The sequence below is a fragment of the Streptomyces sp. NPDC041713 genome, from assembly GCF_055591085.1.
The window spans coordinates 661,897-686,597 of sequence record NZ_JBVIZY010000005.1; the positions used below are offsets into that span (position 1 = coordinate 661,897).

At 71.6% G+C, this 24,701-nt stretch carries 24 protein-coding genes and 1 rRNA gene; 19 read left to right on the forward strand and 6 right to left on the reverse strand.

Annotation, left to right across the window (positions count from 1 at the left end):
* Positions 1-204 precede the first annotated feature (204 nt).
* On the forward strand, positions 205-594 hold the full coding sequence (locus ACZ6CV_RS19460) for a metal-sensitive transcriptional regulator (RefSeq protein ID WP_469251981.1): 390 nt from the start codon (positions 205-207) through the stop codon (positions 592-594).
* A gap of 541 nt (positions 595-1,135) precedes the next feature.
* Here the strand turns inward: ACZ6CV_RS19460 and ACZ6CV_RS19465 are convergent.
* Together ACZ6CV_RS19465 and ACZ6CV_RS19470 are read right to left on the reverse strand one after the other, a co-directional pair.
* Positions 1,136-1,405: a hypothetical protein gene (locus ACZ6CV_RS19465; RefSeq protein ID WP_469252032.1), complete on the reverse strand. Its 270-nt coding sequence runs from the start codon at positions 1,403-1,405 to the stop codon at positions 1,136-1,138.
* A 122-nt stretch (positions 1,406-1,527) separates the two neighbouring features.
* The gene (locus ACZ6CV_RS19470; protein WP_469251982.1) at positions 1,528-2,358 is read right to left on the reverse strand and encodes an SCO4651 family lipoprotein; all 831 of its coding nucleotides are present in this window, start codon (positions 2,356-2,358) and stop codon (positions 1,528-1,530) included.
* Between the two features lie 145 nt (positions 2,359-2,503).
* On the opposite strand from ACZ6CV_RS19470, the gene ACZ6CV_RS19475 reads away from it, so the two are divergent.
* Entirely contained in the window at positions 2,504-2,659 is a 156-nt protein-coding gene (locus tag ACZ6CV_RS19475; protein WP_469251983.1) for a hypothetical protein, read from the forward strand.
* Between the two features lie 109 nt (positions 2,660-2,768).
* Positions 2,769-4,361 (forward strand): FAD-binding oxidoreductase, encoded by a 1,593-nt coding sequence (locus ACZ6CV_RS19480; RefSeq protein ID WP_469252029.1) that lies wholly within the window; start codon positions 2,769-2,771, stop codon positions 4,359-4,361.
* Positions 4,362-4,480: 119 nt separating this feature from the next.
* On the opposite strand, the gene ACZ6CV_RS19485 is transcribed toward ACZ6CV_RS19480, so the two are convergent.
* A complete protein-coding gene (locus ACZ6CV_RS19485) occupies positions 4,481-5,200 on the reverse strand; it encodes a phosphatase PAP2 family protein (protein ID WP_469251984.1) in 720 nt (239 codons plus the stop codon).
* A gap of 248 nt (positions 5,201-5,448) precedes the next feature.
* Positions 5,449-6,459, reverse strand: coding sequence for a bifunctional lytic transglycosylase/C40 family peptidase (locus ACZ6CV_RS19490; RefSeq protein ID WP_362372013.1), 1,011 nt, complete (start codon positions 6,457-6,459; stop codon positions 5,449-5,451).
* A gap of 216 nt (positions 6,460-6,675) precedes the next feature.
* Between ACZ6CV_RS19490 and ACZ6CV_RS19495 the strand changes: the two genes are divergently transcribed.
* The 12 genes from ACZ6CV_RS19495 to ACZ6CV_RS19550 all read left to right on the forward strand — a co-directional run bounded on the left by ACZ6CV_RS19495 (position 6,676) and on the right by ACZ6CV_RS19550 (position 20,030).
* A complete protein-coding gene (locus ACZ6CV_RS19495; protein WP_469251985.1) occupies positions 6,676-7,098 on the forward strand; it encodes a hypothetical protein in 423 nt (140 codons plus the stop codon).
* A gap of 26 nt (positions 7,099-7,124) precedes the next feature.
* Positions 7,125-7,940 (forward strand): ATP-binding cassette domain-containing protein, encoded by an 816-nt coding sequence (locus ACZ6CV_RS19500; protein ID WP_469251986.1) that lies wholly within the window; start codon positions 7,125-7,127, stop codon positions 7,938-7,940.
* Entirely contained in the window at positions 7,940-9,241 is a 1,302-nt protein-coding gene (locus tag ACZ6CV_RS19505; protein WP_469251987.1) for a DUF7224 domain-containing protein, read from the forward strand. Before ACZ6CV_RS19500 ends, ACZ6CV_RS19505 begins: the two co-directional genes overlap by 1 nt.
* On the forward strand, positions 9,238-9,897 hold the full coding sequence (locus tag ACZ6CV_RS19510; RefSeq protein ID WP_469251988.1) for a hypothetical protein: 660 nt from the start codon (positions 9,238-9,240) through the stop codon (positions 9,895-9,897). The genes ACZ6CV_RS19505 and ACZ6CV_RS19510 overlap by 4 nt, the downstream gene beginning before the upstream one ends.
* Before the next feature lie 440 nt (positions 9,898-10,337).
* Positions 10,338-11,189, forward strand: a complete 852-nt coding sequence (locus tag ACZ6CV_RS19515) for a DUF397 domain-containing protein (RefSeq protein WP_469251989.1) — start codon at positions 10,338-10,340, stop codon at positions 11,187-11,189.
* Positions 11,190-11,374: 185 nt separating this feature from the next.
* Positions 11,375-12,088 (forward strand): DUF4232 domain-containing protein, encoded by a 714-nt coding sequence (locus ACZ6CV_RS19520; RefSeq protein ID WP_469251990.1) that lies wholly within the window; start codon positions 11,375-11,377, stop codon positions 12,086-12,088.
* 366 nt (positions 12,089-12,454) lie between these two features.
* The gene (locus tag ACZ6CV_RS19525; RefSeq protein WP_055570172.1) at positions 12,455-12,763 is read left to right on the forward strand and encodes a hypothetical protein; all 309 of its coding nucleotides are present in this window, start codon (positions 12,455-12,457) and stop codon (positions 12,761-12,763) included.
* Positions 12,764-13,021: 258 nt separating this feature from the next.
* Entirely contained in the window at positions 13,022-13,873 is an 852-nt protein-coding gene (locus tag ACZ6CV_RS19530; RefSeq protein WP_469251991.1) for a DUF8175 domain-containg protein, read from the forward strand.
* Positions 13,863-15,230, forward strand: coding sequence for a hypothetical protein (locus ACZ6CV_RS19535; protein WP_469251992.1), 1,368 nt, complete (start codon positions 13,863-13,865; stop codon positions 15,228-15,230). The genes ACZ6CV_RS19530 and ACZ6CV_RS19535 overlap by 11 nt, the downstream gene beginning before the upstream one ends.
* Positions 15,227-16,786, forward strand: a complete 1,560-nt coding sequence (locus ACZ6CV_RS19540; protein WP_355820321.1) for an SCO6880 family protein — start codon at positions 15,227-15,229, stop codon at positions 16,784-16,786. The genes ACZ6CV_RS19535 and ACZ6CV_RS19540 overlap by 4 nt, the downstream gene beginning before the upstream one ends.
* 21 nt (positions 16,787-16,807) lie before the next feature.
* Entirely contained in the window at positions 16,808-18,211 is a 1,404-nt protein-coding gene (locus ACZ6CV_RS19545; RefSeq protein ID WP_469251993.1) for an ATP-binding protein, read from the forward strand.
* Positions 18,201-20,030, forward strand: coding sequence for a type IV secretory system conjugative DNA transfer family protein (locus ACZ6CV_RS19550; RefSeq protein ID WP_469251994.1), 1,830 nt, complete (start codon positions 18,201-18,203; stop codon positions 20,028-20,030). Before ACZ6CV_RS19545 ends, ACZ6CV_RS19550 begins: the two co-directional genes overlap by 11 nt.
* A 53-nt stretch (positions 20,031-20,083) precedes the next feature.
* On the opposite strand, the gene ACZ6CV_RS19555 is transcribed toward ACZ6CV_RS19550, so the two are convergent.
* Positions 20,084-20,635, reverse strand: a complete 552-nt coding sequence (locus ACZ6CV_RS19555; protein ID WP_469251995.1) for a GNAT family N-acetyltransferase — start codon at positions 20,633-20,635, stop codon at positions 20,084-20,086.
* 159 nt (positions 20,636-20,794) lie between these two features.
* Here ACZ6CV_RS19555 and ACZ6CV_RS19560 point away from each other — a divergent pair, with 159 nt between their 5' ends.
* Genes ACZ6CV_RS19560 through ACZ6CV_RS19575 form a run of 4 tightly spaced genes read left to right on the forward strand, consistent with a single transcriptional unit; the run spans position 20,795 to position 24,519 of the window.
* A complete protein-coding gene (locus tag ACZ6CV_RS19560; protein WP_469252030.1) occupies positions 20,795-21,757 on the forward strand; it encodes an ATP-binding cassette domain-containing protein in 963 nt (320 codons plus the stop codon).
* Complete coding sequence (locus tag ACZ6CV_RS19565) at positions 21,754-22,563, forward strand: ABC transporter permease (protein ID WP_469251996.1); 810 nt, start codon at positions 21,754-21,756, stop codon at positions 22,561-22,563. The genes ACZ6CV_RS19560 and ACZ6CV_RS19565 overlap by 4 nt, the downstream gene beginning before the upstream one ends.
* Positions 22,564-22,612: 49 nt before the next feature.
* Positions 22,613-23,851, forward strand: coding sequence for a sensor histidine kinase (locus tag ACZ6CV_RS19570; protein ID WP_469251997.1), 1,239 nt, complete (start codon positions 22,613-22,615; stop codon positions 23,849-23,851).
* Positions 23,848-24,519, forward strand: coding sequence for a response regulator (locus tag ACZ6CV_RS19575; RefSeq protein ID WP_469251998.1), 672 nt, complete (start codon positions 23,848-23,850; stop codon positions 24,517-24,519). The genes ACZ6CV_RS19570 and ACZ6CV_RS19575 overlap by 4 nt, the downstream gene beginning before the upstream one ends.
* Positions 24,520-24,608: 89 nt before the next feature.
* On the opposite strand, the gene rrf is transcribed toward ACZ6CV_RS19575, so the two are convergent.
* Positions 24,609-24,701 (reverse strand): 5S ribosomal RNA (gene rrf, locus ACZ6CV_RS19580); the annotation flags it as partial.

The window sequence follows — 24,701 nt, forward strand, 5'->3', positions numbered from 1 at the left end:
GTGCTTTGGATGCGGTCAGGCTGATGCTAGGCGCATCATCCGGCCACGGCTAACCGGCCGCCCCCCAGTGTCGCCCATCAGGCACAGTGATCAGCACGCCCCCCGAGAAATCGGCTATCCTATACCCACCAGGGGTATATGGATCTGCACAAATGCGGGTACGCCCGAGGGGAAGCCCCGCGGCAGGACCAGGAGGAGGACGCGATGACGACCACCGAGGCGGCCGACGCGGCTGTGCCGGGTGCGGGTGCGGGTGCGGCCAGTGACGGTGCGGGGGGTGCCGGGGAGATCGTCACCGACCACGACCGCGGGGTGCACGGGTACCACAAGCAGAAGGACGAGCACCTCAAGCGGCTGCGGCGCATCGAGGGACAGATCCGCGGCCTGCAGCGCATGGTCGAGGAGGACGTCTACTGCATCGACATACTCACGCAGGTCTCGGCGAGCACGAAGGCACTGCAGTCCTTCGCGCTGCAGCTCCTGGAGGAGCACCTGCGGCACTGCGTGGCCGACGCGGCGGTCAAGGGCGGGACGGAGATCGACGCGAAGGTGGAAGAGGCGACGAAGGCGATCGCCAGAATGCTCCGCACGTAACCGCTCCCGCTTCGGGGGTACGGGTCGCGGGTGACCCGGCCCGTACGAGCACCGGCCCGGCCCGGGCTGCAGCGTGCGGCCGACCCTCCACGGGGTGCCCCCGTACGGCCCGTGAGCAAGGCCCCTCCACCACCGCACCCCGCGAGCCACCGCACCCCGCATCCACCCCCGACCGCGTGCCCGCTGCGCGGGCTTTTCCCCACCCGCCCGCCCATTCCATAAACGGGCCCCCGGCGTCGGCGTCGCCACGTCCGCGCCGCTATCTCGGCCCTCCACCGACGCACCCCACGTGCCGCCTCACCCCGCAGCCCGTGCCCACTGGCTGCGCATGCTTCTCCCCGCCCGCCGCCCTCCGGCGTACCCCAAGCCCGAGCCCGTCCCACGGGCTCCTTGGTTCGTTCCTCGACCGTGCGGTGCGGGGTGAACGGGTGGGTGGGTGGGAGACATCGCCGCGAAGCGGCGAACAGGAGTGCCGCCCCCCCCACAGCGCGACATGGGCGTCAGGCCCACCCCCACCGGCGGCCCCGCCGCCCCGGGCCCCTCAGGCGGACCCCTGCGACTCCACCTGGGGCGTGGACCCCGACGTCGTCGACCGGGACGTGGGCCGAGCCGCGGGCGTCGGCGGGGGCGTAGGCGGTGACGTCGACGGGTCGGGGTCGTCCGTGACCCTCAGAACCTCGTCGATGCGGTCAAAGCTCAGACGCCCCGCCGCCGCACTCGCCGCGATGATGAGCTCCCCGCAGAGTTCGATCTCGGCGAGGGCGACGTGGTCCTGAACCGCCGTGCCACCACGCACCGGAGCCACGTTCATCACCTCTTCCTGCCGATACCGACCGCCGGCCGACACCGACCGACCGACCGACTTACCAGGGTAGAGAGCCCTCTCCGTGCCGCGCATGGCACAGACGGACCATTTCCACCAGCCGTACGCGACTACTGCTCGGCAATCTTCCCGGCGAAGATGTCCTTCTCGGCCGGAAGTCGTACCTTCACGTCCGCCCCGAAGTCGTAGAGCAGCGTCGTGGACGCCACGTTCACGTCCGACACCGCGAACCGCTGGCGCACCTTCCGCACCCGGCCCCGGTCGTCGAGGTAGACGTCGAAGGGCACGCTCCCCTTGCTGAACCCCTTCCTCGCCGCCGCACCCAGCGCACCGCGCTGACCAGCGGAGGCGGCCCGCGCCGCGGTGCGCAGGTCGACGACGCCGCGGTAGTGCCGTACCTCCGTCCCACCGAGCCGCTCCTCCCCCACGAACCCCACCTTCCGCGCCCCGCGCAGCAGTTCCGCCGCCGCGAGGGGGTCCGTGGCGCCGCCGGTGACGAGGTTGCCGTCGGAGAGCGAACGTGTCTCGATCCGTACCCACTTGTCGGCCGGCACCCCGGCCCCGCGGTTCTTCATGTAGAGCGCGCCGTCGGACATCAGCTCGGTGATGGGCCGGTGCTCGGCCTTGCCCGCCGGGTCCCGCGGCAGCACCACCTCGAACCGGCCGCGCTGCCGCCCGAAGTCGTAGACACCGGTGCCGCGGATGGTGACGCGCGTACCGCCGCTGGCCATCTCCATGGACGTGCTGGCCTTCGAACTGCCCGCCCGCACCAGCGAGTCGGCGGACCTGCGCACCACGTCGCCGGGGTCGACGGCACCGCTGCCGTCCGCGGCGGCACCGGACCCCGAACAGCCGGTGGCGACGGCCATCAGGCCCACCGCCGTGACCGCGGCGACGACCACGGCGTCCGCCGCACCCGTGCGCCTGTGCCGTTGCACCATCGCCTGCCTACCCCCAAGCGTCCCGCGCCTGTCGTGGCTGTTCCCCCGTCTCCCGGATAACGACCGGTGCATGGACCCGTCACGCCGCCGGCCCCCGTACCGGAACCGTCGCCGGCCGTTCACCCGGGCTCGGTACGGTGGACGGGTGGCCGATCAGCAGGACCCCGCATCCCACCGCACGACGACGGTCGAGAAGGGCCGGTTCGTCGCCGCCCACTGCAGCTGCGGCTGGCGCGGCCCCGCCCGGCGGGCCCGCAGCAAGGCCCGTACCGACGCGACCGCCCACGAGCAAACCCCCTGAGACCCCCCAGGGGCCGACCCACTGTCGCCGAACGCCGCATGGAACCCCCGGCCGCCCCACACCGTCTCGTTCTCCGGGAAGCAACGGGAGGCGCGTCATGGAACGACGGATGCAACGACGGACGTTCATCGGCACAACGGCGGCCACACTCGCGGCCGCCACGGTCGCGGGCTGCACCAGCGGCGGTTCCGGCACGAGCGGCACCGCGACCGGTACCACGACCGGCACCGCGTCACGCGGCACCGGCACCGGCGGCACCGCCCTCAGAACCGCCACCGCAGCGGCCTCCGCCCCCGCCTCCCTCAAGGCGCTCGCCCGTGACCTGGACGGCATCCTCGTCCAGCCCGGCGAGGCGAAGTGGGCGGCGGCCCGTCAGCTCTACAACACGCGCTACGACGACCTGAAGCCGACCGCCGTCGCCTACGTCGCGCACCCGGACGACATCCGCACCGCCTTCGCGTACGCCCGCGCCCACCACACCCCAATCGCGATCCGCAACGGCGGGCACAGTTACGCGGGTTGGTCCTCCGGCACCGGCCGCCTCGTCATCGACGTGTCGAAGCTGAGCAAGATACGGGCGAGCGGGAGCACGGCGACGACAGGCGGCGGCGCCAAGCTCATCGACGTCTACCGCTCGCTCGCCGCGAAGGGCGTCACCATCCCCGCGGGCTCCTGCCCGACCGTCGGCATATCCGGGCTCACCCTCGGCGGCGGCCACGGCGTGGTCTCCCGCGCGTACGGTCTGACCTGCGACAGCCTCACCTCCGCCACGCTGATCACGGCGGACGGCAAGCAGCTCACCGCCTCCGCGTCCGAGAACAAGGACCTGTTCTGGGCGCTGCGCGGCGCGGGCAACGGCAACTTCGGCGTGGTGACCGAGCTGACGTACCGTACGCACGCCGCGCCCCAGGGCGTCTCCGCGTACATGACCTGGCCCTGGTCGAAGGCGGCCGCCGTCGTCAAGGCGTGGCAGCAGTGGGGCCCCGACCAGCCCGACGAGATCTGGTCCTCCCTGCACCTGGCCAACACCCCCGGCGGCACGCCCACCGTCTCCGTGGCGTGCTTCTCGCTCGGCACCTACGGCGAGCTGCAGAACGCCGTCGACCGGCTCGCCGACAGGATCGGCGCACCGGCGCGCAGCGTCTCCCTGAAGCGGCGTACGTACGAGGAGTCGATGGAGGTGTACGCGGGCTGCTCGTCCTTCGCGACGGACGCCCAGTGCCACCTGCCCGGCGCGACGCCGGGCCGGACCGCGACGGGCGCCCTGCAGCGCGAGACGTACGCGGCCGCCTCGGACTTCTTCGACCGTTCCCTGTCGGCGGCGGGCATCCGCGCGCTGCTGTCGCAGATCGAGAACGTGACGGGGGCCAGTGGCGGCAGCATCGCGCTGACCGCGCTCGGCGGCGCGGTCAACCGCGTCGACCCGACGGCGACGGCCTTCGTGCACCGCCGCTCGCGGATGCTGGCGCAGTACATCGCGTCGTGGCGGGCGGGCACCTCCGGCAAGCCCGCACAGGCGTGGCTGAAAAAGGCCCATGGGGCGATGGGGCGGTACGCGTCGGGAGCGGCGTACCAGAACTACACGGACGCGACGCTGACGAACTGGCGCGAGGCGTACTACGGGGCCGCGGCGCCGCGCCTGAAGAAGCTGAAGAAGCAGTACGACCCGGGGCGGTTCTTCGACTTCCCGCAGGCGCTGTAGGCGCTGTAGGCGCTGTAGGCGCTGTAGGCGCTGTAGGCGCTGTAGGCGCTGTAGGCGCTGTAGGCGAGCCTGACGGTGATCCGGTGATCCGGCGGGCCCGCGGCGGCCGCTCGCGCGGGTCAGGCGGCGAGGTCCCGCTCGTCGGGGTCGGCGGCGGACTGCGCCGGCGACGGGGACGCCGTCCCGGTCAGCGGCGCGGCGACAGGGGCGACTTTCCGGTCCCACACCAGCCACCCGGCGCGCCGGGTCCGCCCGACCGCCTTGGCGAGCGGCGTGAGCAGCGCCATGGCGAGCGGCGAGAGGAGCAGCGCGACGGCCGTGCCGAGCGCGAAGCCGCCGACGACGTCCGTCGGGTAGTGCACGCCCATGAAGACCCGGCAGAAGCCCTCCACGGCGGCGAGGCCGAGGCCGACCAGCCCGAACTTGCGGTGGGCGACGAAGAGTCCGGCGCCGACGGCCATGGCGAGCGTCGCGTGGTCGCTCACGAACGAGTAGTCGTTCTTGCCGTCCGCGAGGAGTTCCAGGCCGGGGTGGTCGCGGAACGGGCGGGGCCGCTCCACGAAGCCGCGGATGGGGATGTTGACCAGGACGGCGATCCCGGCGGCGAGCGGCGCCCACACGACGGCGGCGACGGAGGACGCGGCGTCGTCAAGGGTCGCCCGGCGGCGCTGGCCCCACCAGCACCAGACCACGAGCAGCACGAGGGCGAGCAGCAGCCCGTACTCCCCCACGAACGCCATGGCGCGGTCGAACCAGGACGGGGCGTCCTTCGCCAGGCCGTTGATGTCGTAGAGCAGGCTGACGTCGGGGTTCGACCCGGATTCATCGAGTCCAGCCATGGCGCTGCGGCCCCTTGTCTCCTAGCCCATGGGCGCACGTTGTTGTACGCCCGTCCCATCAACCCCCGTGGTCGGTCCAGTCCAGGGAACGCCCAGCACCCCGCCCTACGTTCCACTCTCCACTGAAAGATCACTGAGACGTTACCGAAGAGAGACTCGTCGCCGCAGCTCAGGGGGATGTTCTGACGGAGAGTTCAAGCCACCTCACGCCCCGCGCTCGCCTCCGCACGCCCCCGCTCGCGGCGTCCTCAGACCTCGGACGGCTTCTCCGGCAAGGCCTTGGCCCCGTCGGCGGTGACACGGGTCGCGCCAAAATAGTCCGGGGTGTCGATCGGGTCGAAGCGGATCACGGCGCCGGGCCGCGGAGCGTTGATCATGTAGCCACCGCCGACGTAGATCCCGACGTGCCGGATGGCGCGCGAATTGGTGAGGTCGTCGGAGAAGAACACCAGGTCGCCGGGGAGCAGTTCGGCCCGCTTGGGGTGCGGTCCCGCGTTGTACTGGTCGTTGGCGACGCGCGGCAGCGTGATGTCGACGGAGCGGTAGGCGGCGAGGGTGAGCCCGGAGCAGTCGAAGCGGCCGTTCTGGTCGGCGGTGCCGTTGCCGCCCCAGAGGTAGGGCGTGCCGAGCTTCTTCTGCGCGTAGTAGATGGCCGCGGCCGCCTGCTGCGAGGGCGCGACCCGGCCGACGGGCCGCGCGAAGCTCTTCGACAGGTCGGTGATGGTCTTCACGTAGTTCTGCGTCTCGCTGTAGGGCGGCACGCCGCCGTACTTGATGACGGCGTAGGCGCCCGCGTTGTACGCGGCGAGCATGTTCTTGGTCGGGTTGCCCGGGGCGTCCTTCACGTACCCGGCGAGCTTGCAGTCGTACGAGGCGGCGGACGGGATGGCGTCCTGCGGGTCCCAGACGTCCCGGTCGCCGTCCCCGTCGCCGTCGACGCCGTGCGCGGCCCAGGTGCCGGGGATGAACTGCGCTATCCCCAGCGCCTGCGCGGGGCTCTTGGCGCGCGGGTTGAAGCCGCTCTCCTGGTAGAGCTGGGCGGCGAGCAGCGCGGGGTTGATCGCCTTGCAGAGGTTGCCCCACTTCTGCACGATCGGCTGGTACGTCGCCGGCACGGCCCCCTTGGCAAGCCCGACGGTCTCGCCCCCGGACCCGCCCGCGAGGCTCCCCGCGGCCATGTACGTCCCGACGACGAGCAGCGCGATGAAGCCGAGGGCACCACCGATCCCGACGGACGCGACCAACCACGCCTTACGCACCGTCAACCACCCCTCACCCGCCGGTAGCCCACCGGCGCTCAGTGTAGAGGCCCGGTACGCCGAGGGGGTGGAGCGAGCGACAACAGTCGGGGCGCACCGTCGCCACCGTGATCAACGGCACAGCCACGAAATTGACCTGCAAATGATCGCTCCCTCATCTAGCGTGATCGACGACCAAGCAGACACGACCAACTGGTCGTCGTTTTAGGAGAGTTCATGCGCAAGCGTTTGACGGGGAAGCGCAAGTTCGCGGTCGTGGGGGCGCTGGCGGCTGTCGCCATCGGCGTGCCCACTGTGAGCGCGGTGGCCGCGGAGATAAGCGGGAGCAGGCTCCCGTTCGCCGTCTCCACCGCGGGGAGCAAGGAGGACGGTGACCGCTGGAAGGGCAAGAGCAGCGGTCACGCCAAGGCGTGCGGCGATGTGCCGGTGAACGACACGCGGACGTTCAGCGCGTACATCTACCAGGACAAGAGCTTCCGTCCTGACCCGAAGATCACCAGCACGTCCCGCAGCTACAAGCAGGGCTACGGCTGCGGTGGCTACAAGGGGACCAGCACCGGTGGCAAGTACTACACCAAGGCCACCTGGGCGGGCATCCCCGGCAGCCGGGCCTACGGTTACGTGAACGCCCAGAACTGATCGAGCACTCAGGACTCAGGACTCACGTGAGCACTCCCCACAGCGCCGCCGCGACCGGCTCCCAGCCGGTCGCGGCGGTCGCGGGCGTCACCGTCCGGTACGGCAGGACGACCGCCCTCGACGACGTCTCCCTCACCTTCCCGGCCGGGGTCACCGGGCTGCTGGGCCCCAACGGGGCCGGAAAAAGCACCCTGTTGTCCCTCCTCAGCACGGCGCGCAGGCCACAGACCGGCGCGATCACCCTCCTCGGCGAGGAGAACCCCGGGCGTGCGCGGGTGCGCCGCCTGCGGCAGCGGATCGGGGTGCTGCCGCAGTCCTTCGGGTTCTATCCCCGCTTCACCGTCCTGGAGTTCACCGAGTACGCGGCCTGGCTGCGCAAGGTGCCGACGGCCCGACGCCGCGAGCGAGCGGTCGAGGCGTTGCGTCTGGTGCAGATGGAGAAGCACGCCGGCAGCAGGATGGGCGCCCTGTCGGGCGGCATGCTGCGCCGCGTCGGCATCGCGCAGGCCATGGTCAACGAGCCCTCCCTGGTCCTCCTCGACGAGCCGACGGTCGGGCTCGACCCGGCCCAGCGGGTCGGATTCCGGTCCCTCATCCAGGAGTTGGGCGACCGGTGCGCGGTGGTGATGAGCACGCACCTCGCCGAGGACGTGGCCCACGTGTGCGACCGGGTCGCCGTCCTCCTGGAGGGCACGGTCCGCTTCACGGGGACGGTCGCGGAACTGTGCGCCCTGCCGGCCGGCGCCACGGCCGACGGTGCTGGTGCCGGCCCCGAGGTCGACGGAGCAGCCGTGGAAGCCGGATACCTGCACCTGGCGGGCGCGGAAGCGGTGGCGGGCTGATGCGCGTCCTGCTGACCGAGATGCGCCGCGGCGAGGCCAAGTGGGCCGCCGCCCTCATGGGCGCCGTCGGCGTCTACTACTTCACCTCCGAGAGCCCCGGCGAGAGCGACTGGATCGGCTGGTGGACCCAGACCAGCCTCCAGGTCCAGCTCTTCTCGGTGATCGTGATGGGTTCCGTGATGAGCGCCGCGGCCGCGTGGGGCGCGGGCCGCGCCTTCCGGCACCGCACCCGGGCCTGGGCGGACACCGCGGCCCGCGGCGGCTGGTCGCAGGCGCTGCTGCTCTGGCTCGCGGTATGGCTGTGGTCCCTGATCGCGTACGCCGTACTGACCGCCGTCGCCTTCTCCCGTACCGCCGAAGTCAGCGACGTCACCGCACCCGCCTGGGCACCGCTGCTGCTCGGCGCCGCGATGATGGGCCTGCAGATCGCCGTCGGCGTCGCCGTTGGTTCGGCCCTTCCCTCGCGCGTGGTCGCGCCCTTCGCGGGGGTGTTCTGGTACGGCCTGTTCGTCCTCGTCGCGTTCGTCCCCGACACCCCGCTGGACAAGCTGTTCCCGGCGATAGACGAGTTCTGGAGCTCGGAGTTCGCGCCGAACACGACCCGCATGCTGGTCGCCGTCGCCTGGTGCCTGGCGTTCGGCCTGGCCGTGACCGCGCTCCCCGCGCTGTGGCGCCGCGCCGCGCTCACGCCCCACCCGCTCGCCGTCGGCGCGCTCGCGGTGGTCGCGCTGGCCGCGGGCGGCACACTCGTGGCGTTCCGCACGCCGGCGCCCGACTCGTACTGGGCGGTGCGCAAGGAACAGCCCGCACGGCCGCTCTGCGCCGACAGCGGCCGCACCAAGGTGTGCCTGTGGCCCGAGGACCGCCACCTGCTGCCGCAGGCCCGCGCGGCGGTACGGACCGTCGACGCCGGCCTCGGCACCCTGTCCGGCCTCAACCGCGCCTTCTACGCCGACGGCCTCACCCGCCCGCCGGGCGCCACCGCCGAACTCCCCCTGATGACACCGGCGGAGAGCCAGGCGGACCTGACGGACGCGATGTTCGCCGCGGCGCTCCCCCAGCCCAGGTCACCGAAGTGTGAGCCGCACATCCTCAAGACGGCCGGCGGCTACCCCGACACCTTCCTCTTCGAGGCGGCCGTACGCTCCCGCGTCGGGGCGCCCGGCGAGTACTACGGCGAGGAGTTCGGCCGCGCCCTGGAACGGATCACCGGCGCCCCGCGCCCGCAGCAGGACGCCTGGATCGAAGCCTCGGCCCGGTCGATCCGCGCCTGCGAGCCGGTACCGGAGCTCCCCCGTTGACCGCCCGGACCGGGACGACGGCAGCCACGGCGAACGCCATGGGCCCGGCAGCCGCCTTCTTACGCTGCCGAGGCCTGCCCCGCGCCGCGGGCGTGGCCCTGCTCGTGTCCCTGGCGGCGACGGCCTTCGCGGGCCAGCGGGTGGCGGTACCGGAGTTCCGTTACCTGGTCGACTTCAGCGTCCCGGTGGCGGAGATCGTGCCGCTCGCCCACGCGGTGATCCTGGCCACGACGCTGTTCTCCCCGATGGCGGACCTGGAACACACGGCGGCCCAGCCGATGCACCGCCACCGCGCCCTGTACGTCGTCGCCCTGCTCGCCCTGGCCCTGGGCCTGACGGCCCTGCCCCTGCTGGCCGGCGCCACGGCCGAGGTCTACGCGTCGGCGGCCCGCAACGCGGTCGGCTACCTGGGCCTCGGCATGCTCGGCGCCGCCCTCTTCGGCAGCGGCCTCGCCTGGCTGCCGCCCCTGGCGATGTTCGGCCCCACCCTGCTGCTCGGGGTCGGCAGCGACAACTCCCCCGAGCCCTGGGCCTGGTCCCTGCACGCCTCCGACAGCACGTCGGCGGCGGTCGTGGCGGCGGCCCTGTGGCTGACGGGCGCGGCAGCCTCCACCACAACCGGCCCCCGCCGCGCGGAACGCGCAGAACGCGACTAGGCACCTCGCCACGGGGAGGCGGGCGTGACGTAACAATGCTCGGGGTTGCAGATCCAGGTCACCGCTACGGTTGCGGTCATGGAAGTCTCGGTCGTAAGGGGGCAGTTGCCGGGCAGGCCCAGTGACGTCGCCAGAGGAGCACCATGAACCCACGCGCCCACAAAAATCGGCGGCCCCGCTCCGTACCGCCCACCGGCCCGCGCCCGCGTACGAGACGGGAGGGGACGTGGGGGTATGTCCGCACGGAGCACCGAGCCGGCAATAGCAAAATTGTCCGCGAGGCGTGGCGAACAGTGGATGGCGAGTACGGACATACCCCCGCGGCCCCGCACCCACAAACGGACAGCAGGCGCAGACCCCCGCCCAAGGCGCCCCGCACCCCACCACCGAACCCCAAGCGCAGCCGCCACGCCCCCGTACGCCTTCGGAGAACCCCGACCATGACCGACGAGACGACACCCCGCCCCCACATCCCCGCCGGCCTCGACTGGACCCGCGCCGCCCCCGAGGACGAGCAGGGCCCCGGCCCCTGGATCGAGATCGCCTTCGGCGCGGACACCGACGGCGCCGACCCCGACGCCGTCTACCTCCGCGAGACCAGCGACCCCGACAACGTCGTCACGACGACCCGGAGGAAGTGGGACGCCTTCGTACTGGGCGTACAGGCAGGCGAGTTCGACCACTTGGTGGACGGCGGAGGCATCACCGCCGCGGACATCGGCCGCGCCGTCCGCCTCGCGCTCCCCGCACTCCGTAAAGCCACAACCACCACCCAAGCGGACTGGAACGCGAAGGCCGGCCCCCTCGACTGGAACTGCTGCCAAACCCTCGCCCACCTCGCGGACGACCTCTACGGATACGCCGCGCAGCTGACCGCACAGCTGGACCCGAACGCCACACCCCCGAGCCACCACACCCCCACCGACGTCGACGCCCTGTTCCACGCCGTCGAGTCCGGCGCCACCCTGCTCGCCGACACGGTCACCGCCACACCCCCCACGACCCGCGCCCCGCACGGCTGGGGCGCCTCCGACCCCGCGGGCTTCGCCGCGATGGCCGTCGTGGAGATCCTGGTCCACACGTACGACATCGTGACCGGCCTCGGCGCCCCTGGCGCCTGGACCCCGCCCGCCGACCTCTGCGCCCGCGTCCTGACCCGCCTCTTCCCGGACGCCCCGACGGACCCCGCCCCCTGGCCGACCCTCCTCTGGGCGACGGGCCGCGGCGAACTCCCGGGCCACCCCCGCCGTACGGAGTGGCGCTGGTACGGGGCGCCGGAAACCGATCGCTGACCGACACCGCGTCCCACGAGGCCATCCCAGGCAGAGCCCATATCCCCAGCTCAGAGCCCGTTTGGCCGTTCCAGCGTTTCTGATCCCCCGGCGATCCTTGCCCCGCCCGGACGGCACCGGCTTCGCTGTTCACCAGGCCGGACGACACGGCGGCCACCTACTCACACTCACTCACGGGGATCGTCATGAAGCTGCACGCCCACGCCACCAAGACCCTGCTCGCCGGCCTCGCCCTCATCGGCACGTTCGGCCTGACCGCCTGCAACGGTGACGACAACGGCAGCGCGGACGCGGCCTCCGGGAGCTCCGGGGGTTCCGCCAGCGTCCCGGCGAACAGCAGCGGCGGCTCCGGCGGCTCCTCCGGCGAGAAGGGCGGCAACGGAGGCAACGGGAGCGGGAGCGGGAGCGGGAGCGGCGGCAACGACAGCGGCCAGGGCACCGTCGCCGGCACCGGTTCGAACAAGGGCGGCAAGGTCGACATCTGCCGCAGCGACGAGCTGGAGGTGTCCGCCGTCGACAACTCCACCGACAAGACCGAGGGCGTCGTCACCGTCGCGTTCAAGAACGGCGGCGGCCGCGACTGCTCCATCAGCGGCTACGCGGGCGTGGACCTGAAGACCGCCACCGGCGACACCATGTCCGTGGACCGCAACGGCGAGCAGACCCACCCCGACATCCTCAAGGACGGCGAGTCCGCGGCCTTCAACATCACGTTCCCGGCCAACACCAGCGGCGGCTCCGGCGTCCGCATCACCAACATCCTCGTGACCCCGCCGAACGAGACGAAGACGGTCACCGTCTCGTGGCCCGCCGGGACCATGCCGGTGAGCGACGGTTCGAGCGGCGGCAAGCTGTCCATCGGCCCGGTCGCCAAGGTGAGCGACTCCCCCGCGGGCTGACGCGGCAGCCCAGCGGCTGAGACAGCCCAGGACCCCTGTGACCGGAGCCACCACCGGTCACAGGGGTTCAGTCCGTTTCATGGAACCTTTCGCGACACCCTCACCCACTCCATGACCCCCCGTCATGCCGGATCTGGGCCACCGCCGTAACACCTGGTCAGAGGCACGCCGGGCCGTCATTGCCCGGCGTCGTACCGCGTGATACACAGAGTAACCAGACGTCGCGTGCGCTGAACCGCACGAAGTCAGCCAACGAATGGCGCCAAGGCGACATGCGCGGGCCCTATTGTCGGCGAGAATGAGCTGTCCTCTGTACCGAGGTAGGCAGAGGTGGCAGAACAACCCACTAGGGGCGGTGAGTTACACATGCTTATGGCAGCCGAAAAGGGCGACATCACCACCATCATCGGCGGGATCGCCCCCGACTGGGGTCCCTTCGGGAGCCTGGGCAACGAGGCACGCGTGATGATCGAGGTCGTGATGGCCATCGCGATCCTCCTCTGTCTTGGCATCGCGATCTGGGGCGCCGCGAAGCAGCGCATCGGCGCGACGGCGCTGCGCGACACCTTCAGCGCGGAGCAGGGCAAGGGCCTGATCATCGCCGGGCTGACCGGCGTCTTCATCATCGGCTCGCTCGGCACGCTCTTCACGATCGTCTACGGCATGGCGGTCTAGTACGGCCGGGCGCGGGCACCGGTCCCCCGTTCGCGCCCCGCCCGCCCACGTCCCCCCGCCACGTCCCCACACCTGTCCCCCACACCCGTCTCCCACTCCCCTGTCCCCACTCCCCCACCCATCCGTCGTGCCCACCGGCTGAGGTTGCAACTCCCTGATGTCGAGTCACCACACCGCGCCCGCGCGGGAACCAGCACGGCTACCGTCATACGTGTCCTGCGTGACGGTTCAGCGAGAGGTTGAGGGGGCGTACGCGGCATGAGTCCCGACGACGAGCGGAACGACGGCCTCTTCTTCGGTGGCTCCGGGGAGACCCGGACGCGGCTTCCCGAGGGGGAGGGAGCGGGTGACGACGTCTACGGCGGCGGGCGCAGATCCTCCCGCTCCGGCGGGCGGACGTCCTCGCGGAGCCTGGTCACGGTCGTGGGGGTCGTGGTCCTCCTGATCGCGGCGATCGCGTTCGCCAACCGGGGCGGGGACGATTCCTCTGCGGAGGGCGGTGACGGCAAGAAACCGGAGGCGGCCTCCACGGCTCCCTCCGGGGAGAGGCCGGTGGGGGGGAAGAACGGGGGGATCGCCGCAGGGTTCCCCAAGACCGAGCAGGGTGCCCAGAGCGCGGCGGCGAACTTCGCCGTGCCGCTCGGCTCCGCCGAGATGTTCGACAAGAACAAGCGCAACGCGATCCTCAACACCGTGATGGCCCCGTCCAGCGTCGCCAAGTTCCAGGCCGAGCTCGACAGGGCGTACACCGCACCGTTCTTCAAGAACGTGGGACTGAACGAGGACGGCTCGACCCCGAAGGGCTACCAGTTCGTCTCTCGTACGACTCCGATCGGCACCAAGGTCACCGAGTTCTCGGACGGCAAGGCGTCCGTCGAGGTCTGGTGCAGCGGCCTGCTCGGGCTGGCCGGGGAGAAGTCCACCAAGCCGGTCACCAACAGTTGGTTCACCATCACCATGAAGCTGGAGTGGATCAACGGTGACTGGAAAGCGGTCACGCACTCCCAGAAGGACGGTCCCGCCCCGGTCCCGGGCGACGACCGCGCATCCAACTCCGACGAGATCGCGAAGGCGGTCGAAGGATACGGAGGGTTCACCTATGCCCGGTAGCCGCCGTGTACTCCGCCTCAGCACGACCGTCGCAGCCGTGCAGACCGCGGCAGTCCTCCTCGCGACGCGGGCCTTCGCCGCGCCGGACCCCGGGAACGACTCCTGTGACCTCATCCACGGCCCCGCCAAAAAGTACTGCGAAAAAGGCGAGACCGGCGGAAGCAGCACCGGCGACGGCAAATACCCCACCGACAACCCCCTCCCCGACTCCCTGGACCCCCTCAGCTCCCTGGCGAAGGGCTGCGCCGACGCCGCCTCCTGGACCGTCGACAAACTCTCCGACGCCGTCAAGGACACCGCGAACGTCGACTTCACGAACCCGAAGTTCCTCCAGCAGTACGCCGTCGTCTTCGCCGCGTCGACCATCCTGACGCTGCTCCTGTGGCTCCTCGCGGTCGCCAAGCGCGCCGTCCGCGGCGTGCCGCTGACCACCGCGCTGTCCGAGGCCATCGGGTTCCTCTGGCTCACCGTGCTCGCCTCCGCCTTCACGCCCCTCATCCTCTACACCGTCGTCTCGGCGGCCGACGGCGTCACCGACGTCATCGCGAAGGCGACGGGCGGGCAGACGGACACGTTCTTCGGGACGTTCTCGGGGGCGCTGAAGAAGGGTGACGACATCGGCGGCGGACCGATCATGCTGATCGTCGTCTCGCTCGTGTCGATCCTCGCCGCCGGCATCCTCTGGCTGGAGCTGGTCATCAGGGCGGCGCTCCTCTACGTAGGAGCGCTCCTCGGCACCGTCGTCTACGCCGGCCTCGTCGACAAGAACCTCTGGTCGCACGTGCGCCGCTGGGCCGGGATCATGATCGCGGTGATCCTGGTCAAGCCCATCATCGTCATCGTGCTCGGGCTCGCCGGCGCGCTCTCCGCCGACGACGGGCCCGACGCCTTCTCCGCGGTCGTCTCCGGGCTCTCGATCATCCTGCTCGCCATCTTCGCGAGCGCCATGATCTACCGTTTCGTCCCCGGCTTCGGCGACGAGATCGCGGGCTCCCGCAACAACCGCATCATGCGCGGCGCCGAGAACAAGGCCGCCGCCGTCATCAGCTCCCCCGCCTCCCTCGTCTCCCAGGGCATCAAGACCCACAGCGCCCGGGGCAACGGCAGCGGAGGCGGCAACCAGGGCGGCAGCACCGGCCAGGCGCGTCCCGCCAACACCGCGGGCGCCGGTGTCGCCGCACACAGCAGCCGCCCCACCGGTGGCCGCGGCCCCTCGAACGGCGGCGGAGCCGTCCCCTCCGCCGCACCCCCGCCGCGCAGCAGCGCGACGGACACGCCGCACGCGGGCAACCGCGGCGGCTCCCGCACCAGCAGCACGCCAGGCAGTACCAACCGCTCGGGAGGTGAAGGGCGTTGACGACCCAGTCCCACCTGTCCCAGCCGGTCGCGCCCCGCCGCACATATCTGATCGGCCGCGCCCGGCCGAACGCGATCGTCGGCAAGAACCGCGAGACAGGGGAGATCGCCCTGATCATCGTGGGGGCGTTCCTCGGCATGATGTGCGGGCTGCTCGTCCCCGTCCTCGCGCTGCGCATCGTCCTGCTGTCGGGCCTCCCGATGCTCGCCATCGCGGCCGTGTACGTCCCGTACAAGGGCCGGACGTTCTACAAGTGGTTCGAGATCAACCGCAGTTACAAGCGCTCCCTCAAGCGCGGCACCGCCTACCGCTCCGCCGTCCCCGAGGCGGGCATCCGGCTCGACGGGCGGGAGGTCGAGGTCGGGCCGCCGCCCGGCATCGGCCGGATCAACTGGCTCGCCGCACCGTTCGGCCCCGACGAGATCGCCGTGCTGCTGCACGCCGACCGGCGGACCGTCACCGCCGCCATCGAGATCGAGGGCCCGGGCGTGGGCCTGCGCGACTCCGAGGACCAGGAGGCGCTCGTCGACCGGTTCGGGACGCTGCTCAAGCACGTCGCGAACGGCGACGGCTTCGTGACCCGCCTGCAGATGCTCGCCCGTACGCTGCCCGCCGACCCCGACGCGCACGCCAAGGACGTCAGCCAGCGCGGCGACGACCGGGCGCTGCCCTGGCTGCAGCAGTCGTACGACCAGCTGCAGTCGATGGTGTCGACCAGCAGCGAGCAGCACCGCGCCTACCTCGTCGCGTGCATGCACTACTCCCGCGACCTGGCCGCCGAGGCGCAGGCGATGGCCCGCGCGGCCCGCCCGTCCGGTGGCCGCAAGCTCGACAAGGACGCCGGTCTCGCCGTCGTCATGGCCCGCGAGCTGACCGACATCTGCTCGCGGCTGCAGGAGGCCGACATCCGGGTCCGCCAGCCGCTCGGCCAGGGCCGCCTCGCGTCCCTGGTCCACTCCATGTACGACCCGGACCACCCCATCGACCACATCCAGGCGATGACGAAGCGCAACGCCTGGCCCGCCGAGCTCGACGCCGTGGAGCCCACCTACCTCCAGGCGAAGACCCGCGAATCCTCCACCCGCGCCCCCTGGTGCCACTCCACGGCGTGGGTGAAGGAGTGGCCGATGACGCCCGTCGGCGTCAACTTCCTCGCTCCCCTGCTCGTCCACACCCCGGACGTCATCAGGACGGTCGCCGTGACGATGGACCTCGAACCCACCGAGGTCGCCATCGAGCGGATGCTGACCGAGAAGACGAATGACGAGGCGGAGGCCAGCCGCCAGGCCAAGATGAACCGCACCGTCGACCCCCGCGACATCGCCTCGCACTCCCGCCTGGACCAGCGCGGCGAGGACCTGGCGAGCGGCGCCGCGGGCGTCAACCTGGTCGGCTACATCACGGTCTCCTCCCGTTCCCCGGAGGCGCTCGCGCGCGACAAGCGCACCATCCGCGCCTCCGCCGGCAAGTCGTATCTCAAGCTGGAGTGGTGCGACCGCGAGCACCACAGGGCCTTCGTCAACACGCTGCCGTTCGCGACCGGCATCCGACGCTAGACGTAGAGGCAGGCTGCCCAGATGCGGGATCCGCTGACCATCCTCACGGACGCCTTCACCGCCTTCCTCTTCGGGAAGGTCGAGACGACCAGGCTTCCGGTGCGTACGTCGACGGGGCAGGCCCAGGCGGTCTACCTCCCGACGGCCGCGCCGGGCCTCGGCGACTCGGGCGTGATCATCGGGCGCGAGGTGTACTCCGGCAAGGGGTACATCTACGACCCGTTCCAGCTGTACGGGCAGCAGTTGCCGGCCCCGCACTGGCTGGTGCTCGGCGAGTCCGGCAACGGCAAGTCGGCCCTGGAGAAGACGTACGTCCTGCGGCAGTTGAGGTTCAAGGACCGGCAGGTCGTCGTCCTCGACGCACAGGGTGAGGACGGCGTCGGCGAATGGAACCTCATCGCCCAGGAGCTGGGGATAACCCCCATCCGGCTCGACCCGACGGCGGCCCTGGACATGGGCATCCGCCTGAACCCGCTGGACCCGGCGATCACGACGACGGGCCAGCTGGCGCTGCTCCGCACGATCATCGAGGTCGCGATGGGGCACGGCCTGGACGAACGCTCCGGCTTCGCCCTGAAGGTCGCGCACGCGTACGTGAACGAGACGATCGTGGAGCGCCAGCCGGTCCTCACCGACATCGTCGAGCAACTGCGCCACCCCGAACCGGAGTCGGCCGAGGCGATGAACGTGGCCATAGACGACGTGCGGGCCTGGGGCCTGGACGTGGCGCTCGTCCTCGACCGGCTGGTCGACGGTGACCTGCGCGGCATGTTCGACGGCCCGACCACGGTCGGCATCGACCTCGACGCCCCCCTCATCGTCTTCGACCTCTCGCACATCGACCGCAACTCCATCGCGATGCCGATCCTGATGGCGATCGTCGGCGTCTGGCTGGAACACACGTGGATCCGGCCCGACCGCAAGAAGCGCATCTTCCTGGTGGAGGAGGCGTGGCACATCATCAACTCCCCCTTCGTCGCCCAGCTGTTCCAGCGCCTGCTGAAGTTCGGCCGCCGTCTCGGCCTGTCCTTCGTGGCGGTGGTCCACCACCTGAGCGACGTGGTGGACGGCGCGGCGGCCAAGGAGGCGGCGGCGATCCTGAAGATGGCGTCCACGCGGACGATCTACGCCCAGAAGGCGGACGAGGCGCGGGCCACCGGCCGGGTCCTCGGCCTGCCCCGCTGGGCCGTCGAGATCATCCCAACCCTCACCCCCGGCATCGCGGTCTGGGACGTCAACGGCAACGTCCAAGTGGTCAAACACCTCATCACGGAGACGGAACGCCCCCTGGTCTTCACCGACCGCGCCATGACCGAGTCGTCCGCCGACCACCACGGCGACGACGTCCCGGTCGACGACGCGATGCGGGCGGCCGAGCTGGAGGCGGAGAAGCGGGCGGCGTACATGGAGCAGCATGCGGGATGACTGGGAGCGGGGGCGGTCCCCGCACGGGCGGGGTCCGGCGGATCCCGACGGCCCCTACGGCGCGCGTGGCCCCCGCTCCCAACGGGGCGTTCCCGACGGCTTGTTGGTGGGCTTCCTCGCCTTCCTACTCGGCGCGACGGTCCTCGTCTGGTCCGCCACGAACCTCGCGGGGCGTTTCGCGCGGGGCGCGTGGCCGGAGAAGGTCTCCTTCGGCCATACGCCCCCGGCGGTACGCCACTTGGCCGGGGCACCCCACGACGTGGCGGGCGCATGGCCCGACACCCCACCGGACCAACTCTCCGGATACGGCCTGTTCTGGGGCCTGTTCATCGGCCAACTCCTGATCCTGATCGTGCTGACGATCTTCGTGATGGGAACGGTGGCGAGGTGGCGGGCGGTACGGAGGGATCGGAGGGAGTCCGGGGCGACGCCGGGTGGGGTGACGGGGCGTGCCGGAGGCACGGAGATGGGCGCGGGCACGGTCCCGCCGGGGCGTACGGGAGGTACGGAGATGGGTGCGGGCACGGTCCCGCCGACGCGTGCCGGAGGCACGGGGGTGACCGGAGGCCCGGTCCCGCAAGGGCACGCCGGAGGCACGGAGATGTACGAGGCCGCCGCCCACCCGCCCCGTGCCGGAGGCACGGAGATGACCGGAGGCTCGGTCCCGCCGACGCGTGCCGGAGGCACGGAGATCCAGGCCGGCAGGGCGGGCGGGTGGGAGCCCCGCGCCGGAGGCGCGGAGAACGGTACGCCGGTCTCGGCCCACCTGGCCGGAGGCCCCCGCGCCGGAGGCGCGGAGAACGGTACCCCGGTCCCGGCCCACCTGGCCGGAGACCCCCGCGCCGGAGGCGCGGAGAACAGCACCATGGAGCCGCCCCACCCGTACGGAGGCCCCGTGGTCCTAGGAAACCCCGCAGCGCGACGCCCCCGCGCCGTGGAGGCCCTCCAGGACGCCGAGGGCGCCGCCCTCGTCCTCACCTCCGACCCCACCCTGTGGGCGGAGACGAAGGACGCCCGCGCCAAGCTCGGCCCCGTCCTCCTCTACGACCCCGCCCACCTGTGCGACACCCCGGCCCGCCTCCACTGGTCCCCCACCACCGGCTGCCAGGACACAGCCACCGCCGAGCAGCGCGCCGCCGCCCTCCTCGCGCCGATAAGGCCCACCGCGAAGCTGGACTCGGCCGTGGCCGACACGGCCCAGCTCCTGCTGCGCAGCTTCCTGCACGCCGCCGCGGTCGGCGACAAGCCGGTGAAGGCGGTGCACCGCTGGTCGCAGGGCACCCAGGTGCAAGAGGCCGTACGCATCCTCCGTACCCACCCCAAGGCGTCGTCCGGCGCCGCGGGCGAGCTGGAGGCGGCCCTCACCGCGTATCCCGAACGGCGCGACATCGCGCAGGAGTTGACCGCCCGCGCCCTCTCCGCCCTCTTCACCGTCCACGTACGGGAATCCTGCACGCCGAACCGAACTGATGCCCTCACCCTGGATTCCTTCATCGATGAAGGGGGCACGCTTTTTGTGGTGGGTGAGGCGATCGAGGATCCCCGATCCCATCAGGGCCCGGGTGCCATGCCCCTCCTGACGGCACTCGCCTCCAGCGTGGTCGAGCGCGGCCGGCGCATGGCCGAACGGTCATCCTCCGGTCGCCTCGACCCACCAATGACGTTCGTCCTGGAGGACGTCGCCGCGGTGGCCCCGCTGCCGCAGCTGCCCGACCTGCTCGCCACCGGCGCCGACCGGGGCCTGCCCACCCTGGCCCTGCTCCGCTCCCGGGAACAGGCCAGATCCCGCTGGCCCGACGCCGAGCTGCCCACCCCCTGAAGCCCGTCCCACGACGCCCCACCCCTTGCCCCCTGGACGCGCGGCCCCACCCCTCACCCCCGCGTGAGCACCCACTCGTACTCCCGCGCAAAGGGATCACCCGGCACCGGCACGACCACCCCGCTGGGCACGAACCCGAACCGCCGGTAGAAGGCCTGGGCCCGCGGATTGCCCTCGTGGACGAACAGCCGCACCCGTTCCAGGCCCGCCAGGGACCACGCCCACGCGACCGCCGCCTCGAACAACGCGTCCGTCGCGCCGACGCCCCGGTGCTCCGGGCGCACATAGACCCCCACGAGATGAGCCTGCCGCGCCTCGACCGCCCCGCCGAACACGTCGTCCGCCCCGGCCTCCTCGACCAGCACGGTCACCGAGCCGACCCACACGCCACCCGGCCCCTCCGCCACGAACTGCCGGACGGACTCCCCCCGCGAGGCACTCGACGCCCGCTCCCGCCAGAAGGTGTCCGACTCCGCCGCGGCCCTCTCGTACGTCTCCAGGAAGGCGACCGGCGCCGCCGGATCCCGCAGCGCGGCCAACCGCAACTCCCGTACCTGCGGCCACTCCTCGCCGCGCACGGCCCGTACCACGTACTCATGATCCATGGCCAGATCCTCAGCGACACCCCGCGCCGACGCAACGTAACCCTCGTCTCAGGCTCCGCTCGTCTCAGGGTCGCCGTCGTACCCGGGTACTACCCCGGGCCCACACGTCCCGCCCCCGGTCCGACGATCCGTACGCCCGTGAGCGACACCATCGACCACATGATCAGCGCATACGGACTCACCAAACGCTACGGCGCCAGAACGGTCGTCGACGACCTCGGCTTCGAGGTGCTCCCCGGCACCGTCACCGGCTTCCTCGGCCCCAACGGCGCGGGCAAATCCACCACCATGCGGATGCTCCTCGGCCTCGACGCCCCCACCCGCGGCCGCGCCACCGTCGGCGGCCGCGCCTACGCCGCCCACCCCGCGCCCCTGCACGAGGTGGGCGCCCTCCTGGAGGCCCGCTCCGTGCACCCGGGCCGCTCCGCGTACCACCACCTGATGGCGCTCGCCCATACCCACTCCATCCCGAGGAGCCGGGTGGACGCGGTCCTCGAGCTCGCCGGCATCCACGAGGTCGCCCGCCGCCGGGTCAAGGGCTTCTCGCTCGGCATGGGCCAGCGCCTGGGCATCGCCGCCGCCCTGCTCGGCGACCCGGCCACGATCATCCTCGACGAGCCCGTCAACGGCCTCGACCCCGAGGGCGTCCTGTGGATCCGCAATCTCCTCAAGTCCCTTGCGGCGGAAGGCCGTACGGTCCTCGTCTCCTCCCACCTGATGAGCGAGATGGCGCTGACCGCCGAACACCTGATCATCATCGGCCGGGGCCGCCTCCTCAGGGACACCACCGTCGAACGGTTCGTACGGGAGTCGGGCACCGGATCCGTCAAGGTCGTCTCCCCGGAGGCGACCCGGCTGACCGAACTGCTCGCGAGCCACGGGGTCACCTTCTCCGCCGACTCCCCCGGCGTCCTCGACGTGCGCGGCACGGACGCCGAACACATCGGCCGCACCGCCGCCGCCCACGGCATCCCGCTGTACGAACTCACCCCGCAGACCGCCTCGTTGGAACAGGCCTTCATGGACCTCACCCGCGACTCGGTCGACTACGCGGCCTCCACCGGCACCAGCGCCAGTACCGCCCACACCACCCGTCACCAGCCGGAAGGCGCCACGGCATGAGCACCCTCGACCTCCACGACGCCACGCTGCCCCGCACCGCTCCCTCCCCCTACCGCCTGAGCCCCAAGGGCGTCCTCCGCTCCGAATGGCACAAGCTGTGGACACTCCGCTCGACCTGGATCACCCTGATCACCGCCGCCGCCCTCGTCCTCTCCGTCGGCATCATGATGGGTGCCACCTACGACGGCGACGACGCCGAGATCGACACGGTCGTCTTCACCCTCTTCGGCACCCAGCTCTCCCAGATCTGCCTCGCCGTCCTCGGCATCCTCGTCACCGCGGGCGAGTACTCGACGGGCATGATCCGGGCGTCCCTCTCGGCCGTCCCCACCCGGCTCCCCGTGCTGTGGGCCAAGGCCGGCGTCTTCACCGCGGTCGCCTTCACGCTGTCCCTCGTGACGAACGTCGTCACCTTCCTCGCCGCCCAGATCTGGCTCGCGGACACCGACAAGAAGCTGTCCCTCGCCGACTCCGGGGTGTTCGGCGCCCTCACGACCAGCGCCCTGGCCATCACCCTGCTCAGCCTCATCGCCCTCGGCCTCGGCGCGCTGCTGCGCTCCGTACCCGGCGCCATCGGCGCGTTCGTCGGCGCGGTCCTGATCCTGCCCGAGGTCCTCTCGATGCTGCCGTTCGGCGCCGTGGACAGCGTGATCAGGCACTTCCCGGCGCAGGCGGCGAGTTCGCTGGGCTCCGTCGCCCGGGTGGAGAACACCGTCGCACCGGGCACGGCCCTGATCGCCCTCACCCTCTGGGCCGCCGCGATCATCGCCGCGGCGTCCGTACTGCTCAAGCGGCGGGACGTATGACGCCGGCCGAACTCCGGACGGCCATATCCCCGTGCACGAAGATGAGCCCGTGACGACGCCCCAACCCCAGCCCCACCCCCTCACCCGGCACCTCCAGCGCTCCACCCAGCGGGTACGCGCCTTCGACCGGCGTCACCCGCTGGTTTGGGACGCCCTGGTCACGGCCTTCTTCGTCATCGCCGCCCTCACCGACGGCGCCGGCGGCTGGCGCAGCACCGCGGCCAACCCCGACGTGGCGCAGGGGCCGATCATCGTGATGAGCCTCGGCCTCTCCGTGCCACTGCTGTGGCGCCGCCGCCACCCCCTGTACGCACTCGCCGTGATGAGCGCGACGACCATGGCCAGCAACTGGACGGGCGCCTGGCTGCAGGCCGCGCTCATCCAGTTCGTCGTGGTCTTCACCATCGCGCTGCGCCTGCCCCTGAGGACCCTGGGGGCGGCAGCCGCGATGACGGTGCCGCCCATGGCGGTCTGCGCCTTCATCTATCCGCGCGACAGCTGGGACCAGCTGATCGTCCCGCAGATCTGGTCCTTCCTCGTCGTCACGCTCGCGGGCATCGCGGTCCGCTCCCGCCAGGACCACACCCGCGCCCTCGTCGAACGCGCCCACCGTCTCGAGGTCGAACGCGACCAGCAGGCCCAGCTCTCCGCCGCGGCCGAACGCACCCGCATAGCCCGGGAGATGCACGACATCATCGGCCACAACCTCTCCGTCATCACGGGTCTCGCGGACGGCGGTTCGTACGCCGCCGCCAAGTCCCCCGAGCGCGCCGCGCAGGCCCTGGACGCCATCGGCACCACCAGCCGCCAGGCCCTCGCCGAACTCCGCCGCCTCCTGGACGTCCTGCGCGACGACGCGCCCGAGGCGGCCCACCTCGCCCCACAGCCCGCCCTGACCGATCTGGCCCACCTCATCGACGGCGTACGGGCGGCGGGCCTGCCGGTCCAGAGCACGGTGAACGGCCACCCCGGCCTCGACCCCGTCACCGCGGGCCGGCAACTCACCGTCTACCGCGTGGTGCAGGAGGCCCTGACGAACACCCTGAAGCACGGCGGCCCCGACGCCACGGCCACCGTCGACGTCACCTACGCGGACGGCGCCGTCACGGTCGAGGTGACGGACACGGGTACGGGCGGCGCCCCTGACTCCCCTACGGGACGCGGCCTCACCGGAATGCGCGAGCGAACGGCCTTGTACGGCGGCACACTTGACGCGGGGCCGCGCCCCGGCCCGCCGGGCGGCTGGCGGGTCCGACTCCACCTCCCGAAGGACACCGAAACACCGTGACGACCGTGCTCATCGTCGACGACCAGCCCATGCAGCGGTTCGGCTTCCGCATGCTCCTGGAGAGCCAGGACGACATGACGGTCGCGGGCGAGGCCGGCAACGGCGCCGAGGCGGTCCGCATGACCGCCGAACTCCGCCCGGACGTCGTCCTGATAGACATCCGCATGCCCGGCCTCGACGGCATCGAGGCGACCCGCCGCATCGTCGCGTCGGGCGCCCGCACCCGCGTCCTGATCCTGACGACGTTCGACCTCGACGAGTACGCGTACGCGGGGCTGCGGGCCGGAGCGTCCGGCTTCCTCATCAAGGACGCGCTGCCCGAGGACCTCCTCTCCGGCATCCGTGCCGTCGCCTCGGGAGACGCGATCGTGGCCCCGAGCCTGACCCGCCGCCTCCTCGACGCGTACGCGGACCAACTGCCGGCACCCGACGCGGCACCCACGGACCCGGCGGACCACCCGCGCCTGTCGTCGCTCACCCATCGCGAGCGGGAGATCCTGACGGTCATCGGCCGGGGCTGGACGAACGCGGAGATCGCCGACCGCCTGCACCTCGCGGAATCCACGGTGAAGACACACGTGGGCCGCATCCTCGCGAAGACGGGGGCGAGGGACCGGGTGCAGGCGGTGATCCTGGCGTACGACACGAAATTGGTGAGCCCGTCGTAACCATGGAATGTCGTAACCCGGAATGTCGTAACCCTGGAACGCAGAAAACCCCCGCACCATAAGGTGCGGGGGTTTCCCATTCAAAAATAGTTCGGCGGCGTCCTACTCTCCCACAGGGTCCCCCCTGCAGTACCATCGGCGCTGTGAGGCTTAGCTTCCGGGTTCGGAATGTAACCGGGCGT